General features: G+C 48.2%; 16 protein-coding genes. 6 read left to right on the top strand and 10 right to left on the bottom strand.

The window, feature by feature from the left end; genetic code table 11:
• Window positions 1-123: 123 nt before the first annotated feature.
• Window positions 124-2379, bottom strand: coding sequence for an InlB B-repeat-containing protein (locus GWR21_RS16265; RefSeq protein WP_162332772.1), 2256 nt, complete (start codon window positions 2377-2379; stop codon window positions 124-126).
• Between the two features lie 194 nt (window positions 2380-2573).
• On the opposite strand from GWR21_RS16265, the gene GWR21_RS16260 reads away from it, so the two are divergent.
• On the top strand, window positions 2574-3230 hold the full coding sequence (locus GWR21_RS16260; RefSeq protein ID WP_162332771.1) for a hypothetical protein: 657 nt from the start codon (window positions 2574-2576) through the stop codon (window positions 3228-3230).
• On the opposite strand, the gene GWR21_RS16255 is transcribed toward GWR21_RS16260, so the two are convergent.
• Genes GWR21_RS16255 through GWR21_RS16235 form a run of 5 tightly spaced genes read right to left on the bottom strand, consistent with a single transcriptional unit; the run spans window position 3227 to window position 6667 of the window.
• Entirely contained in the window at window positions 3227-3958 is a 732-nt protein-coding gene (locus GWR21_RS16255) for a metallophosphoesterase family protein (RefSeq protein WP_162332770.1), read from the bottom strand. The two genes, GWR21_RS16260 and GWR21_RS16255, sit on opposite strands and share 4 nt — an antisense overlap.
• Entirely contained in the window at window positions 3959-4888 is a 930-nt protein-coding gene (locus tag GWR21_RS16250) for an ADP-ribosylglycohydrolase family protein (RefSeq protein ID WP_162332769.1), read from the bottom strand.
• A 6-nt stretch (window positions 4889-4894) separates the two neighbouring features.
• Window positions 4895-5437, bottom strand: a complete 543-nt coding sequence (locus GWR21_RS16245) for an RNA 2'-phosphotransferase (protein WP_162332768.1) — start codon at window positions 5435-5437, stop codon at window positions 4895-4897.
• A 1-nt stretch (window position 5438) separates the two neighbouring features.
• Window positions 5439-5987 carry an NADAR family protein gene (locus GWR21_RS16240; protein WP_162332767.1) on the bottom strand — a complete coding sequence of 183 codons (549 nt, stop codon included), beginning with the start codon at window positions 5985-5987 and terminating at the stop codon, window positions 5439-5441.
• A gap of 2 nt (window positions 5988-5989) precedes the next feature.
• Window positions 5990-6667 (bottom strand): NUDIX hydrolase, encoded by a 678-nt coding sequence (locus tag GWR21_RS16235; protein ID WP_162332766.1) that lies wholly within the window; start codon window positions 6665-6667, stop codon window positions 5990-5992.
• A gap of 191 nt (window positions 6668-6858) precedes the next feature.
• Here GWR21_RS16235 and GWR21_RS16230 point away from each other — a divergent pair, with 191 nt between their 5' ends.
• The 4 genes from GWR21_RS16230 to GWR21_RS16215 all read left to right on the top strand — a co-directional run bounded on the left by GWR21_RS16230 (window position 6859) and on the right by GWR21_RS16215 (window position 9812).
• Window positions 6859-7125: a DUF6520 family protein gene (locus GWR21_RS16230; protein WP_162332765.1), complete on the top strand. Its 267-nt coding sequence runs from the start codon at window positions 6859-6861 to the stop codon at window positions 7123-7125.
• Between the two features lie 233 nt (window positions 7126-7358).
• The gene (locus tag GWR21_RS16225; protein ID WP_162332764.1) at window positions 7359-8192 is read left to right on the top strand and encodes a hypothetical protein; all 834 of its coding nucleotides are present in this window, start codon (window positions 7359-7361) and stop codon (window positions 8190-8192) included.
• A gap of 160 nt (window positions 8193-8352) precedes the next feature.
• Window positions 8353-8841, top strand: coding sequence for a hypothetical protein (locus GWR21_RS16220; protein ID WP_162332763.1), 489 nt, complete (start codon window positions 8353-8355; stop codon window positions 8839-8841).
• 11 nt (window positions 8842-8852) lie between these two features.
• The gene (locus tag GWR21_RS16215) at window positions 8853-9812 is read left to right on the top strand and encodes an HTTM domain-containing protein (protein WP_162332762.1); all 960 of its coding nucleotides are present in this window, start codon (window positions 8853-8855) and stop codon (window positions 9810-9812) included.
• 17 nt (window positions 9813-9829) lie between these two features.
• On the opposite strand, the gene GWR21_RS16210 is transcribed toward GWR21_RS16215, so the two are convergent.
• Window positions 9830-10498 carry a DUF1345 domain-containing protein gene (locus GWR21_RS16210; protein WP_162332761.1) on the bottom strand — a complete coding sequence of 223 codons (669 nt, stop codon included), beginning with the start codon at window positions 10496-10498 and terminating at the stop codon, window positions 9830-9832.
• 91 nt (window positions 10499-10589) lie between these two features.
• On the opposite strand from GWR21_RS16210, the gene GWR21_RS16205 reads away from it, so the two are divergent.
• Window positions 10590-11834, top strand: coding sequence for a DEAD/DEAH box helicase (locus GWR21_RS16205; RefSeq protein WP_162332760.1), 1245 nt, complete (start codon window positions 10590-10592; stop codon window positions 11832-11834).
• A gap of 15 nt (window positions 11835-11849) precedes the next feature.
• Here the strand turns inward: GWR21_RS16205 and GWR21_RS16200 are convergent, their stop codons facing one another.
• The 3 genes from GWR21_RS16200 to GWR21_RS16190 all read right to left on the bottom strand — a co-directional run bounded on the left by GWR21_RS16200 (window position 11850) and on the right by GWR21_RS16190 (window position 16319).
• Window positions 11850-13049: a hypothetical protein gene (locus GWR21_RS16200; protein ID WP_162332759.1), complete on the bottom strand. Its 1200-nt coding sequence runs from the start codon at window positions 13047-13049 to the stop codon at window positions 11850-11852.
• A gap of 430 nt (window positions 13050-13479) precedes the next feature.
• Window positions 13480-15135 carry an NAD(P)/FAD-dependent oxidoreductase gene (locus GWR21_RS16195; protein WP_162332758.1) on the bottom strand — a complete coding sequence of 552 codons (1656 nt, stop codon included), beginning with the start codon at window positions 15133-15135 and terminating at the stop codon, window positions 13480-13482.
• 182 nt (window positions 15136-15317) lie between these two features.
• Window positions 15318-16319, bottom strand: coding sequence for a helix-turn-helix transcriptional regulator (locus GWR21_RS16190; RefSeq protein WP_162332757.1), 1002 nt, complete (start codon window positions 16317-16319; stop codon window positions 15318-15320).
• Window positions 16320-16344 lie beyond the last annotated feature (25 nt).

The following is a 16344-nucleotide window of genomic DNA, read 5'->3' as shown; positions in this document are numbered from 1 at the left end:
ATGCTTTGAAATTTTATTGACTTTTGTCAATGATCCGCTCAGCTGGCATATCATAGGAAAGCCTGATCTACATAGATCAGGCTTTTCAGCTAGGGAACTACCGATCTTTATCCGGTAAGCTGTTTATTGTTTCACTATTCTTAACGTTTCATTTTTACCTTCTCTTTCTATCCTGATAAAGTACACCGCCTGTACCAGTCTGCTAACGTCGACATGGACCTGGTGATGGCCTGCCGGATAGATCTTGTTTGCTACATTGTTGATAAGTGCCCCATTCGCATCGAATATCTGTACCGCCACTCTCGTTTCCTGCTGGTTATAGAAGCTGATGGTCGCATTACCGGCGACAGGATTGGGATAAATGCGGGCGGCCAGGTTGGTATTGCCTGTTTCCGGGATAGCTTGTTTATAAGACAAGTCATTTACCAGGGAGCTGCCACAGGCACCTGCTGATGGGCTATTGCCTGTTACCTCCATCCAGTCGATGACCGCGAATTCAGTAGCAGATGTTGTTTCAATACGCACCGTATTTGTACCTGCTGCCAGTGTGGCGGTCACCGCTGCCGTCGTTGTCCAGGATGTCCAGGCAGTTGTTTTCGGGAACGACACACTGGATACGACGGTGCTGCCATTCACCAGTAACCTGGCTGTAGTGGACACATTAGCCCCGCCATTGGCATATCTCCATACAAATGAGTAAGTACCAGCCGAGGGTACCGTAACGCGGTAATTGACGCCTTTGGACGCTGAATTGGATAGATTGATATAGTAACCACCATCGGCGCCGGTGTAGCTGTTCTGACGACTACCATCTGCACCGCAATAACCGCTTGTCGTGGTTGCTGCATCATCTATGCGTAACGTGTTGCCACCGCCGCCATTATTCGCGGTAAAAGAAGCAGTAACAGCCTGATTGGCGTTCATTGTGATAGTGGTTGTAGTACCTGTTCCACTTGCACCACCGCTCCAGCCGGAGAAGGTATAGCCGCCCGCCGCGACGGCCGTTAGTGTTACGACAGTACCTGCTGTATATGAAGATGCATTCGGACTTACCGTTACACTACCGCCAGCAGCCGGTGATGCTGTTACACGGAGTGAATAGGTACCTGGGTTCGTTGTGCTGCCCGATTCACGCGCGCCAATGTCTGGTGCGGAACCGGTATAGGTAATACCGCTTGCTGTAACGCCCGCATTGATCAGATCACTGCCTGATGCCAGTGCGAGGAAGTTGCCCAGATCAGGACTGCCATCTGCATTTTTACCAACAGATGGAGAAGTCGAGATAAAATCCGCATTGCTTACAACCAGTCCGCCGCCATTCGTGCTCACATTGTTCTTCCACCACACATTACTATTGCCGGCATCCGTACCATTGCTCTTATCACTGGCGCCTGCATTGAAAGAAAGGTTGTTGCGGAAAGTAGCCGTACTACCTTCTCTGAAGTTGAAGTTTGACTCCGCATTATTGTAGCTGGTGTTGTTGCTTATCTCCATGTTACCAGGGTTGTTATTGTCCGTAAATCCATGGTGCCCGTTGTTAAAAGCGATACTACGGCGGACGATATGGTTTACAGCAATGCCTGAACCGCCCAGTTTAAATCCGTTCTTGTCACCGTTACCGGATGTGCTGCCATTGCTGAGCGCACCATTGTTGTAAGCTACGCAGTTCTCAATGGTGACTGGGCCAATTGGGCCGGTATCATCCTTTGCGTAAAGGTCCCAGCCATCATCGATGTTGTGATGGGAGATGCAGCCCCGGAACACATTACCCGTGCCACAGGTCAGTTTAGCGGCGAATCCGTCTGCATCTTCATTGTCAGGATCCTGATTGTCGAACGCCTCACAGTTTAAAATGAGGTTGTTGGAAGGCCATGAGCCAATCGTAGTGTTGGATGTTACGTAGCGACTGAGTTGTAAGCCGCTGTCATGGTTTTTACTGAAAATACATTTCTCAATCGTGTTGTTGTTACCGGCGAGTAACATTCCATTATCACCCGCACCGCTGATGGTGATGCCGGTGAAATGCCAGTAATCACCGTCCAGTACCAGACCCCGGTTCGCGTCGGCAACCGCCTGCGCGGAGAAATCCAGTACCGGTACTTCACTGTTGTACGCAACCACATTTTTGTTGGCGGATGCTGTACCATTGTTTGTTGCGGGGATAATAACAGAAGCGGCGAGTGGATAAGTGCCGCCTCTCAGATAGATGGTGCCGCCAGGCTGGATAGTGGCTAGTGCATTCGCCAGTGTGGTGGGAGCATTCATACTGGTGCCGGGGTTAGCCGCTGATCCGGTGGGGGCTACATACAACGTGGTTTGTGCATAGGACATACCTTCCCCGAGAAGGCATGCGAGTGCCAGTAGTAGTTGTGTTCTCATAACGGGACGTGGGTTTTATTTCATCCTGAAATTACAGGATTTGACTACTGAGCGCTCAGAAGTTTGGGTAATTATTTACGCAAACGTTCCCACTCTAAATTGGACAAAATGACTATTCCTGCGGAAGACAGCCTGAGTATAAAGCCCTTTTTCTTAAAAATAAAGTGATACATTAGGCGTGTAATTTGTGAGAGATGCAAAGATCGCTTTATGCCTTAGGTCTCATTTTTTTATCGGCATGCCATTCCACTGTAGAGCCCCTCAACGAAAATACTGGTGCAGCGATGGTCAGTAGTACGGTTAGTGCACCTGTTGATACAGGCATCATGACGATGGACAGTCCTCCGGAATATCTCCAGGAGATACCCGATTCCGTGTGCATTAGTGGCTATTTTGATGGTGATACGACATTGGATAAGGGATACGGTGTGCTTTATAATAAAACGGGGCAGGATGGCTTTTCGGAAGGCAGTATATCTTCAGATATGGTATATCAGTACATCGTACGTTTCGCAGGTGGCAGTATTGCCCCCATGCCGGTGATAACTGCAAGGCATATCCGTTTAGTAAATGAAGGAGATCTGAATGGAGATGGCAAAGATGAGATCTCAGTTTTTGAACAATCGATGAAAGCCTGTTCGTATACCGTCAGTACCTGGTCATATACAGGCGGCCGCTGGACACGCATTACGGACTATTGGTCTATTCCTACTGCGTGTGAATACATCAGCGATGAGGAACTGCAAAAGCGGATCGTCCTCGAAGATGATATGCTTTATTTTTATGAAACAGATGTGAATGATGGCAACTTCCCGCTTGTAAAAAAAGAATTACGTTTAATGAGATATTAGCGGTTCCGGCCTTTCTCATCCGGATATAACTGTCGTACAGGATCACTCTGCCAGAACTTTTTTGTTTCGATGTCCATCGCTGTCACCTTACCATAGAAAGCCGCACCGGTATCTACATTCCAGACATTACATCCCTGCATCGGTACATCCACGTCATAGTTCAGTGTAGGTGTATGCCCGATGAAGATCTCATGATACAGCAACAAACGCTTAGGGAAAAGTTTGGAGTCTTTTTTAATACGCTTGTCCATGACCACTGCCATTTCCCAGAGGGTACGGTCCCAGCGGGTACTGGCTTCATATCTTTCCATGGCCGGACCATGCATCGAGGTGAATCCTGCATGAATGAACAGGCGGTTCTCATCGTCGATCATGTAATCTTTCATGCGGTTGTAGAAACTGATATGTACCGCTTTTTCTGTTTCGGAGAAGCCGGCATAACTATTGACTGTCGCTTCGCCACCATTGAAGATCCATGTAGGATCGGGTAAGGAGCCCATGAGCCAGGATTCACACCAGGCGTCATGGTTTCCTTTTATGAAAATGCATTTATATTGTTTGTCGAGTTGCATGAGGTAGTCGATCACCTGCGCAGATTGTGACCAGCCATCTACATAGTCGCCCAGAAAAATAAGTGTATCAGCCGCTTTCGGTTTGATCATACTGATCACCTGTTCCAATGCTTTCAGTGCGCCATGAATATCTCCAATTACAAACGTCCGGGCCATTTAGCTGTAAATTTTGGCCTGCAAGTTAGCAATCAGTACGTCAATTGCATCCCTTTTTGCTAAAACATTTATCCAGTCTGCCGGAATTGTCGCCCATCCATAGACCAGTCCTGCCAGTCCGCCGGTGATCGCACCTGTTGTGTCTGTATCACCGCCCAGGTTGACCGCCTTTAACACGGCATCGGCATAGGTGCTGGTGTGCAATAGGCACCAGATGGAAGCTTCCAGTGAATGCACCACATATCCGCCGCCATTGATCTCCGCTTCCGTCAGTTTCCATAGCTGGCCTGACAGGACACGCTCATAATGAGACATCTCGTCATTTTGGAGGAATGCAGGTACGGTTTGGCAGATCGTCTGGTAGGCCTGCTCAGGTGTTTGTCCCTGTAAGATGGCCCGTGCCATTTCCAGGTAAATGAAGCAGCCATTGATCGAACGCTGGTGCCGGTGTGTCAGGGAGGAGACTTCCGCTGTATGCCTGTAACGGTCAGCGATGGGCATGTCCTTGATATGAAAAAGCAGGGGAAGGATCCGCATCAGTGATCCGTTACCATTACTGTGTTCATCCACGCCACCAGCGAGTGCAGGCGAGGTACCCCGTCGCAGACGGGAGATAGCTTCATGCGTGGCATTACCGATGTCGAATACGGTGCCATGCGGGGTCCAGTAGGCGCCATATCTCCAGGAGATAAAGCGCGTTGCCAGGTGCTGCAGGTTATATTCTCCACATAGCATGTCGGCGAGGCAGAAAGTGAGTGAACTGTCGTCTGACCAGGTACCTGCAGGTTGCCCGTGTGTGCCATAGCCCCTCATACCCGTCACTGGTGTTTCCGTTAATAAACTGCGGGAGCTGAATTCCACCGGTACGCCTAAGGCGTCACCGACAGCGACTCCAAGCAGGGCATCTTTGATATATTGATTGTAACTCATGGGGTATTAAAACTGGATGTAGGAAGCCGGTACGCTGTCAGTCAGCCATACACCATTGTCTGACAGATAAAATACGAAGCCGTCCCGGTGCATTTGTCCGGTATGGATAGTCAGGATCACCGGCGCTCCTCTCCGGCTGCCTACATTTACAGCAGTTTCCCTGTCACGGCTGAGGTGCAGGTGTTGCCGGCTCATTTTCTGCAAACCGTCCTTCCGGATGCTCAGCAGGAATTTGGCAACTGTACCATGGTAGAGATATTCCGGTGGTGTAGCGGGCGGCAGGCCCAGGGAAACTTCCACGGAATGTCCCTGGCTGGCGCGGATCTGTGTGCCATCATCATTGAAGGCAAATCGTTTCTTATCATTGGTGTCAACCACTTCCTGAAGCTGTTCCCGGGTGATACGGTAATGACGGGTATTCATTTTAGCTAAGAGTTCCTGTACATCCGTCCATCCATTGGGGTCAAGGGTAATTCCGATCGTTTCCGGCTGATGTCGCAGCACAAGGCTGAGAAATTTGCTGATGTTTTTCGTTTGTTGTTCTTTCATTTTATTGTTGCGTTAACTGGTCTCTGACCTCCATAAGGGCGTAACCCAGGAGGTTCTGACCTTTCCATAGTAAAGGGTTGGTAGCGTGTTCATGGCTGGCGCCCATGCCGATACCCCATATTCTGTCCAGCGGACTGGCTTCGACGATCACTGTATCGCCTGTGCCGATCAGGAATGCTCCCAGCTTAGGGTGTTGAGAAAATTTCAGCAGGTTGCCTTTTACGACAAGATTGAATTTTTCTTTGTCCCATGCAGCGGCGTCAAAATTTTTTACTTTTCTGCCTAATTGTTTTGCGATCATTGGTGAGCCGGCTTCCAGGATCTCTTTTTCGGCAGTGGCGTCATTGAACAGGCGTGCTTTTCCCGCCATCATCCAGTGTTCAGCTGTGGCATAAGTGTGTGGTCCTTCTGTGAAAGTAGCTGGCCACCATTGACTAAAGCAGCTTTTGGTGACATTTCCGGGTTCGCCTTTATGTCCCCAGAAAAAAGTGAAGTGGATGTTTTCTTTAGCCTTGAATTTGCGGATTAACCAATCGTTACTGTATGTCATCTTTAAACGTTTATCTGGAAGCCATTCTTTTTAAGCTTCTTGTTGAATTTGTATAGATCGGGGTGTCGGTTCTGGGCACCTTCTCTTTTTTTGCCGGTGTTGATAATGTAGTCGGAATCTATGATCTTCCTCCGGAAGTTTCTCCGGTCAATACTTGTGTCGAGAATACACTCGTATAGTTCATGTAGCTCGGGCATGGTGAACAGTTCGTCGAGCAACTCAAAGCCGACGGGGAAGTAAGTGATCTTGGAACGAAGTCTTTGCAGCGCAAGGTCAAAGATCTCTTTATGATCAAACCCCAAACCAGGTAACTCCCTGACATTGAACCAGGCGACGTCATTAGCCATGCTACCGGCAGATACGGCTACGCGGGCGGGGTTCACCAATGCATAGTAGGCCACGGCAATGGCACGTCCACGGGGATCTCGTCCGGGATCATCGAACGAGTACAACTGCTCCATATACACATCGTCCATGCCCAGTTTGGTTTTCAATACCCTGGAGCATGTATCGCGGAAACGCTCCTCCATTTGCAGGAACGCCCCGGGTAGTACCCACTGATCCTGAAATGGCGCTTCTTTCCTGTTAAGGAGCAGGACAGAAAGTTGCTCATGGCTATAACCAAATACAACCAGATCCACAGCGAGGGAGGGGTTCTGATAACTATGAAAGGGTTTCATTTCTCAACTTTGTGTTAATCTGACGCAAAGATAGGGAATATTATAATATCAATTTCACAACTGCTGTGCCGGTGCAGCAGGTTATTATATCTTCGTGGCAACAATGAAGGAAAGACGGCCTTTTATCATCCATGAAAATTTCGGTACCCTATTTTGTCTTGTTAACCCCATCACCCACAAAATGTAAACCCATGAAACAGAAAAACATCAGATTTTCATTATTAGCATTGGCTGTAATTCTTGGCGCTGGTTCCGCGCTGGCTACCACTGTAAAAACAAGTAATGACCGGGCAGAAACCCAATATTACTGGACGGGCACCGGTTATGCCGTTGCAGGTGTGGAAGGATATGACTATGTATGTCAGTGGGCGCAGTATGAAGCCTGCACGTATGTATTCGACAGTGCCACCGGTACTTACAAAAGAAGTAAATACGGTAAGATCTCTTTCCTGAGATAACAAGATATTTTCCCGTTACTTATTCGACTTCGTTCATCTGCCAAAATCATTTCCCGGCAACGGGAAAAGTAAACCGGAGTTAACAGATGAGCTGTGCAAACGGCTCATCTGTTGATTTTCTGTTCTTTGCGTATTTCTACGTATCAAAACAGGTGTTTTTGCACTTGATGGGAAAAGTTAATTGATGGAATTTTGTGTCATCAGTTTCATTATTAACCACAAACCCCAGAAAAATGCGCAAACATCTATTGTTGGCAGGCGTGACCGCCATGGCCGCCCTGTCTCTCTTTTCCTGCAAAAAGGAACAACAGTCAGCTCCACTGTCATCAATCAATTCCACGACTACAGCCGGCGGCAGAACTGCTGGTACTGATGAACTGGATGCTATCCTGAAAGATCTGTCTCCGGACACCTACCTGTTAACCTGGGAAGGCTTACCCGCTAACAATTACATCACCAAAGCAACTTACGGCAGTTTATCTGACGAGACCCAGTATTTTGGTCCGGGCGGCCGTCCACCATTCCCTGAACTGGCGAAGATCGGTTATGAAAAAATTCCGTTCAGGAAAATATGGATCAAGACATGCCCAACGATGATCCCATATCTGGATATCGCTAAACGTGTCGGTGAACTGGCCGTCAAAGTAGATCCCAAACAGCTCTTTGATCTTGGTGTTTACGAAGTAGGCAGGGGACAGCAACTGCTGGCCACCAAAACGTTCCTGGCTGCCGGCGCCCGTTTGCCGGCAGATGTTGTAGACCAGAAAGTGATTGGCGCTTCTTCGCTGGCGAAATTCCGTTTATCCGTTCCTGCTGGTGCTTACCCTTATTTCACCCGCGGTTTCTACGGCACAGCAGATATCACCCAGTTTCCCGCAGGCGCCCGTGTTACCTTATACACTGGCCTGAAATGGGAAGATATCCTCCGGAAGCGCTTTCCTAATCTGATCGGTTGTTTTGATCCGCAGATACTGAGAGATATCCGTAGCAGATTTGCCCGCCTGGATGCCCGTTTTGAGAAACTGGCTATTGAAGAAGTCGCAGGTGGCGCGGTGATTGGATTCTAAATTAATTAGGAATCAGGAATTAAGAATCAGGAATTGAGATGCGTGAACTGAATACTGTGTAATTGTCCGCCGGGCGTTTCATGTTTACAGTAATCCGGCATTCGCATCTCACAGCATAACCGATTCTTAATTCCTGATTCCCAATTCCTAATTCATTTTTATGCTGACCACAAAACAACTTTCCTGGCTTCTCCTCGCAGGTTTTCACCTCACGATCGCCGCTTTACATGCTGCCCATCTGGAGGAATGGACTGATCGGAAGCCCTGGCTGCTGCGGCAACTGACCACTTACGGTGACTTTACTGGTAGTGGGAATATCTTCAGCTTTTTTGCACCGAACATTGGGAATGAGATCGCTGTGGTGTACACACTGGGAGATGGTCGCCACCAGGAAGTGACGAGGTTGGAAGGTGCCAATACAGAGTGTAACCGCCGGATACAGACCATTTATAATTTCTTTAGTATAGAAGAAGCACAGCCTTTACTGGCAAAGAGCTGTGCCGCATATATGTTACGGCAATATCCGTCGAGTAATATAGTGCGTGTAACTGTCATCGATAAAAAAGTACCTGAAATGGCGGCTTTCCGTGCAGGTAGTCAACCGAAATGGACGCCATTCCTCGTCAAAGACTTCCGCGTAACCCGATAAAATATGTAGTTATGATCAAACGTTTCTTCCTGGCTCCGTCTACTGGTGAGCCGCTGGCTTTTTTCAGAATAGCGATCGCGCTGCTGGGACTGGTGCAGGGTGGCTGGCTGATAGGGAGCATTTCGTTGTTGTACGGTCCTGATGGATTGATCCCCTGGTCTGTCAGTAGTGGCATTGTTGACCCCTTTATGCCGCAGTTATCCTGGTTAAAGCCCTTGGCTACTGCTACCGGTATCGGTGCGGTGAACCTGGTCTATGCCCTGATGGGTATTTATCTGTGTAGCCTGGGCGCATTGCTGATCGGTAAGTTTACAAGATATGCCGCCTTCATTGCCTGGGCCATCCAGTTTACTTTTATCAATACGGGCTTTATGGGCGCCTATGGTGTAGAAACGTTTATGCACATTGCGTTATTCTATTGTATAGTGATGCCGGTGGGGGAAATGTTCTCGTGGGATAAGTTATCCCTGGAGACGAAGCCAGTAGAAAGTGAATGGAATACCTTATCCATCAGGGTATTGCAGATACACCTTTGTCTTGTATATGTGGCTTCCGGTGTGGAAAAGGCAATGGGAGCACAATGGTGGAACGGGGAAGCGATCTGGCAGACACTGATGCAGGGCCAGTTTGCCCGTTTTGATATGCAGTGGATGGCGGGTTATCCGCTGTTGGCAAAACTGATAGGATGGAGCACTTTATTACTGGAGATCGGTTATCCTTTCTATATCTGGTGGCGTCGTTCCCGCCCTTATGGATATGTAGCAGTCGTACTGTTGCATGCAAGTATCGCGTTCTTTATGGGACTGCAGCTGTTTGCCGCTATCATGATCATCTTTAATACGGCGGCCTTCGGATGGCCTTATCTGAAACAGGTATATTATTCACTGATACATCCGTTGCGGGAAAGAAGGAAATTGCAGCGTGCCGGCCAGCTGGCAACGCTGGCGTTCTCTCATGAGTTTGAGTGCTAGCTGGTCCGGTGGGATGATCAGTTTTTCAGGCCGGCTATCAGGTTGATGGTGAGTGCCACTATAAAGGTATTCAGTAAAAAGGAGATCACCCCATGTAATAACCCTATACGGCGCAATTTACGGGCGCTGATCTCCACGTCTGATACCTGGAACGTCATTCCTATTACGAAAGAGAAATAGGCGAAATCCAGGTAATCAGGACGCGTTTCGTTGGTGAATTCCAGTCCGCCGGCATGTTGTTTTGCATTGTTCTCATCATCATCGTAGTAAATGTGTGCATAGTGAAAGGTGAACATCGTATGCACCATTGTCCATGATAACAGGATGCCGGTGACTGCCACCGGTATATAGAGCAGTTTATCTGCTTCCTTCGCTTCATCTGATATCATCAGCAATAATACCATGAGCATACTGGCAAAGCAGGCCAATAGTACAACAATGAACACGAAGATGCGGCTACCATCCTCCTTCCGGGCATACTTCCGGATCTCCTCTACCGTACGGTTGAAAAGTACGGACCAGCAAGTGATATTATACACCAGCGCGAAAATGTCCCATATTAACATGACGCGGATAAGGGGTGTCAGCCCGGCAGCTGTTGTCAGAAAAAAGGCGGCTCCGGCAGCGCCGGCACTGATCAGTACCCGGTGTACCGGATGAAGTTTCAGGAAGAGGTTTTTGCTCATGAAGGGCGGAATTGTCTTTAAAGGTAGGTTATTAACAATTAGTGCGCCAGTACCCGGTAGCTTTGTCAGGGACTAGCCTTATCTTTGCGGAATGAAGTTTGAGCAGTACCATATTTCCGAGGAAATTAAAAGAAGTTTAGCAGAATTAGGCTTTAAACGTCCTACGGATATTCAATTTAAGGCGATTCCCTCTATCCTGAAAGGGAATGACGTATTGGCAATAGCGCAGACAGGTACGGGTAAAACAGCTGCTTTTGCCATCCCGGTACTGCATATGCTGCAACGATACCATCCCAGGAAGAGTAAAGGAGAAGTGCGCTGTCTGGTAATGGTACCTACCCGTGAATTAGCTGTTCAGATCTCCGAAGTATTCGAAACCATCGGTAAATATACCAAACTCAATATATTAGGACTCCATGGTGGCGTAGACCAGGCGCCGCAGCTGAAGAAGCTGGCGCAGGGGGTAGACGTGATGATCGCCACGCCGGGACGTATGTTTGACCTGCATAGTCAGGGCTTTATTGACCTTGGCCAGACGGAGATCCTGATCCTGGACGAGGCGGATCATATGCTGGACCTCGGCTTTATCAGGGACATCCGGGATGTACTCAAGCACCTGCCGAGGAAACACCAGACGCTGTTCTTCTCTGCAACCATCGATACTGACATCAAGGACCTGGCCTATTCTGTGGTGTACAATCCGATCAGGATACAGATATCGCCGGAAGACCCCGTGTCTAAGAACGTGCAGCATGCAGTGGCGTATGTCGGTATGGACGATAAGCGTTTCTTCCTGGAAAGGCTGGTAAAAGAGTTTCCGGAGAGCAAGATCCTGGTGTTCGTGAGAACCAAAGTGCGTGCGGAAAGGGTATTTGCCGCCATGGAGCGTGTGGGTATCAAGTCACTGACCATGCACGGCGGGAAGGAACAGGATAATCGTTTACAGGTTATGGAGGAGTTTAAGAAGGGGGATGTCAAACTGTTGATCACGACCGATGTGAATGCCCGTGGTATCGATATCCCGAATGTGGATTATGTCGTGAACTATGACCTGCCGGATGTACCGGAGAACTATGTACACCGTGTGGGACGTACAGGACGTGGTGTGCAGAAGGGACAGGCGGTATCTTTCTGCAGCGAGGAGGAAAAGCCGGTACTGGAACAGATCCAGAAGTACCTGGGTAAAGATATTACCGTGATGAAGATCGACAAGAACGATTATCGTGAAACGATCAGTTTCTCTGAAGATATTCCGAATGACAACTGGCAGCTGCTGCTCGATGAGCACAACAAACAGCAGGAGCAGCTGAAAAAGAAAAAGAAGAAGAAAAGGTAAACCGTCTATCGCGGTTTACTCCTCTTTTCTAAGCTGGAAGGTCTTTCTCACCATATTGTGCGCGAGATCTTCCATTTTTTTATATGTTTCAGGAGCGACATGATAGTAATACGACTGAAACAGGTTTCCTTCAAATGCTTCTTTCTTATCAATAGAAAAGCAGAGGGAGATCAACCGGAACACATCCTGCATGTTCCTGTTCTCCACCACTCCCGCTTCTTTTAATACCCTGAAGAATGCTGCCAGCTCCGGCAGTGTCAGTGAGGTATGTAGTTTAAAGTTTTCAGGTAAGGTTTTCAATTTGCTGGCATGGCCGGCACCTTTCTGCTTGCGTTTAGTCTGCAGGTGTTTGGCTTCTACGAGTAGCCATTCCTTCAGTAATGAAATAATGGAAGGTGCGTCATAACTGTATGCCAGTCCGGGTCTTACCGGCAGCTGGGACAATGTTTTATTGATAAACGACAGCAGGTCCAGCTGGGTATGAATATCCGGCAGTTCCATCAGTTGCTGACTGATATAGGACGTACAGTAGTGATAATAGTCGGTGCTGTTAAAGTTGAGCGTGAAAAGTAACTGTTGCAGGGTACCGTGGTCAAGGGTGTTGTCTTCCATAGACCAGTGTTTGAGCAGCGCCTGTTGCAGTTCACGGAGGAAGTCGAGCTGGTAATAGTTCATCCGGTTGGTCAGCTGCGGGTCGAAAGCGTCGTAGAGTTCCAGTATCATTTGTTGCAGTTCCCGGCTGCCGTCGTCGGTTTCCCGGAACCAGTTACGGATCACAGAAAGACCGGGAGCGATGCGTTGCCGCATCAGTTCCCGGTACACGTTTGGAGTGATAGCCATTTTATTGTAGTACTTGGCATAGGTTACCATGAGGTAGAAAATGAGGTTTTCCAGCTGGTGACAGATGTCATTGCAGAGGTAGCGCCATTCGTCGTATTCAACGGGAGCGGCGGTCTCCACTTCCAGCCAGCTAAAAGGTACGTCATTGCAGAGCGTAGTGATCTTTTCCTGGCAGATGCTGACATATCTTCTAATGGTGGATTCACTGATGCCCATGGCGAGACAGTCGTCAAATGCCATGGTAATATCTTCTATAGCGGCAAGGGATCTTCTGTGCATAAAGCTGGCCGTTTCATAGGCGGCCGGGTCTTCCGGGTGGGGTGGGTGCTGCAGACTGTCCAGCAGCTGTTGCAGCGGTAACAATGGCGTTCGCATATACAATGAGGAATTAGGAATTAGGAATTGGCAATTAGGAGCAAGAATTACGTTTACGGGTTTAGGTATTGTCAACAACGTGTATGTAATACGGGAAGAAGATAAGTACGCTATTGCAATGCCTAATTCCTGATTCTTTATTCCTAATCTCTTTCTGTGCAGGAAAAGTGGCCCGGGTATGTGGGACCAGGCCAATTGTCCTGCAGCCGGGTCAAACGATCAGCGTAACCGCGACGCTGAGGGAAACAAGTGGTATGAAGCGCCGGTTAAAACTTTTAGTGGTTAAGAAGGGGAATTTATTTCTGTTAACCTCACATTAACTTAATTAGTTGGTGAAAGAGTTATCATTGCATCCTGATTGAATTTTTTAGTCTGTATACATGTAGCCGGGCACTCCTGTCCGGCTAATTCATGTAGTACATATCGTCGATCAGGCGTGTTGTCCCGTTTTCTCAGTTTTCTCTTCATGATATTCCTGTTCCGTGTTGATGGCCCAGAGATTATCTTTCCTTGTTTCCCCGGCAATGATATTATCGACTGCGACCATCGCAGTAAGCATAGAGTGGTCTGCGTTATTGTATTTGTGCATACCATTTCTGCCTACCAGGAACAGGTTGGGGAAGGCGCTGATATATTGCTTTACTTCATCAAATCTTTCATAGGCACCGAAATAGGCAGGATATGTTTTCTCTACACGTAGGACGGTGGAATCTAATACGTCGCTGGCGTTGGCCAGTCCGATCTTCTGCAGTTCGCGGATAGCCAGTGCGGCGATCTTTTCGTCAGGTAGTTTCCAGAAGTCATCAGTTTCGTTACAGAAGAATTCCATGCCTACCCAGGCGGTATTGGGATCCTTTACGAGGTAGGGGCTCCAGTTGTTAAATAGTTGCAGACGGCCCACTTTCACATCTTTTTCCTGTATATAGATCCAGGTATCTTTCAGTTGGAGTGGTTTCCATTTGCCGGAGCGTTTATCCTGTTCAGACAGGTTCCTGAGCAGGATACCGACTGTGATGAAGTCACGGTACTGGAGGCCTGCGGCGACTTCTTTTACATTGTCGGGTACATCTGCTTCCAGGCTGGCGATGAGCTCTTTCACCGGCATGGTGCTGAAGAAATAATCACCCTGTAGTTCTATGGTCTGGAGGTCGGTTTTATTAAAGGCCTCGATAGAGACCACCTTGCCTTCGGGTGCATTCACGGTAATAACGTCGTGGTGCATCAGAATGGTACCCCCCATTTCCTGTACCTGGCGGGCTACTTCTTCCCATAACTGGCCGGGGCCGAGCTTGGGATAAAGGAACTGTTCGATCAGGCTGGTTTCGGTATCTTTCTGTGAGATATCGCTTGACTGTTTCTTTTTCTTTTTGACTGCCGACTGGATCGCGTGCTGGATGGCTTTGCGGATGCTTACGCCTTTGATACGCTGAGCGCCCCATTCAGCAGGGATCTCATGGCAGGGTACACCCCATACTTTTTCTGTATAGTCTTTAAAGAAGAGGTTATACAGGGTTTTACCAAAGCGGTTGATCATGAAGTCTTCCAGGCTGTTTTCCGGCTTGCGTGGGGAAGCCTGCGCCTGCAGATAGGAAACCAGGATGGAGATGGTCGTACCAACGCCCAGTTTCCTGAGTGTATCGATAGACAGCTGTATTGGATACGTAAAGAACTTACGGAGGAAGTAGATACGGGAGAGCCGTTCTCTCACCAGCATTACCTTATCGCTGTCGCCAGGAGTCACACTTTCTCCGGGAGCGACCTGTCTTGACTTATTCTGATAGCTGATGGTGAACTGTTCACTGCCGGTGTCCTGTGCTGGCAGTATGTTCAGCCACCAGTTCATAACACGGTCTGACTTGGAAAAGAAGCGGTGACCGCCGATGTCCATGCGGTTGCCTTTATAATTAATGGTCTTTGAGATACCACCAATATCGCCGGACTTTTCCAGGATGACCGGAATGATGTCTGTTCTTTTCAGTAATTCATATGCGGCCGTTAATCCGGCAGGACCGGCTCCGATAATAATGGCTTTTCTTTTAACGGGAGCTTCGGTATTCGTTTGTGGTATTAAAATAGGCTGATCCATGGGCTAACTTTTGGAGAGACTCTAAAATGGTAGTAACGCTGTTTTTGTACCTTATAAAGGTAGCGGAGGCACCCAGAAGAGAACTTAGGAGATGAGGAGAAAAACTTTGGAGGGAGGGGAAAGGGGGGCTAAATGCAGAAAGCTCCGGATGGAGCTTTCTGATAAACAATACAAAATGAATATTACATGCTTCTGCGCAGCGCAGCAAGATTGCAGTTATAATACTTTTCGACCTCGCGGGTCATGTCTTCGATCGTTCTGAAGCCGGTTAACTGGGTTACGTCCCGCAGGGATACTGACTGTTGCATGAGGCAATTAAATGCCAGCATCATTTTCTGCATGTGGATGAAGGCCGTAATACCGATGCTGAACTGCTGGCGGAATGCCTGCGCCAGTCTGGCACCGGAGATGTTAAACATTTTGGCGATCTGCTCGGCAGATTGCGTGGTATGCGGATGGTCCGAGATATACTGGTAGATCTGGTTGTAGAGCGCCGTGTGCGCTTCACTGGGCACCCAGATATCGTCGGCCATTGCATCCTGCTGTGCGAAATTAAGGAACAGGTCAAGGCAGCAGCGTTCCAGGTAATTTCTGGCCTGTGTCTCGACATACCGGCACGTCAGGATGCTTTTGATCAGCATATTACAAACTGCGTTGATACGGTACGGTTTCTCGTTAATGGTGCTGGAATGTTTAAGTAGTCTTTTATTGGATAACGGGAGCAGCCCGGGAAAACTCTGTACCAACTGCATAAAGGCAGAAGGGACTATGTTGATGTGGAAGGATAATATTTTCTGACCGGCAAACATGGGAACGCGGTGCATGTCTGCATAGAGGTTAAACAGGTTACACTCTTTCTCTTCGAGTGTAAAGCCATTCGTTTTAAACGTTACCGCCCTGAGGGTATCTTCATACATAAAATGGAGCGCCCATAGATGGAAGGGCGCATATGGGCACAGCACAATGTCTTTGCGGGCAAAGACATCATGCAGCCACAATGAGAAGTGACCTAACGGCACATGCTGGGTAAGCATGCTATAGTCGTTGTCCTGCTCATAGTACAAGCCAGCATAAGGTATGATAAGGTGAAGATACTCTGTGGGTATATATGTCGCGGGTAGATAAGACTGCTCCAGGCGGTCTATCAACAACAGTTTATTTTCCTCGTATAACGTAGGGTACATAACATTATTTTAACGGTGTCGCTTT

It is taken from the genome of Chitinophaga agri (assembly GCF_010093065.1).
Classification (GTDB): Bacteria; Bacteroidota; Bacteroidia; order Chitinophagales; family Chitinophagaceae; genus Chitinophaga; species Chitinophaga agri.
Note: the sequence above shows the minus strand (reverse complement) of the source record. Positions and strands in the feature narration are given on the sequence as shown.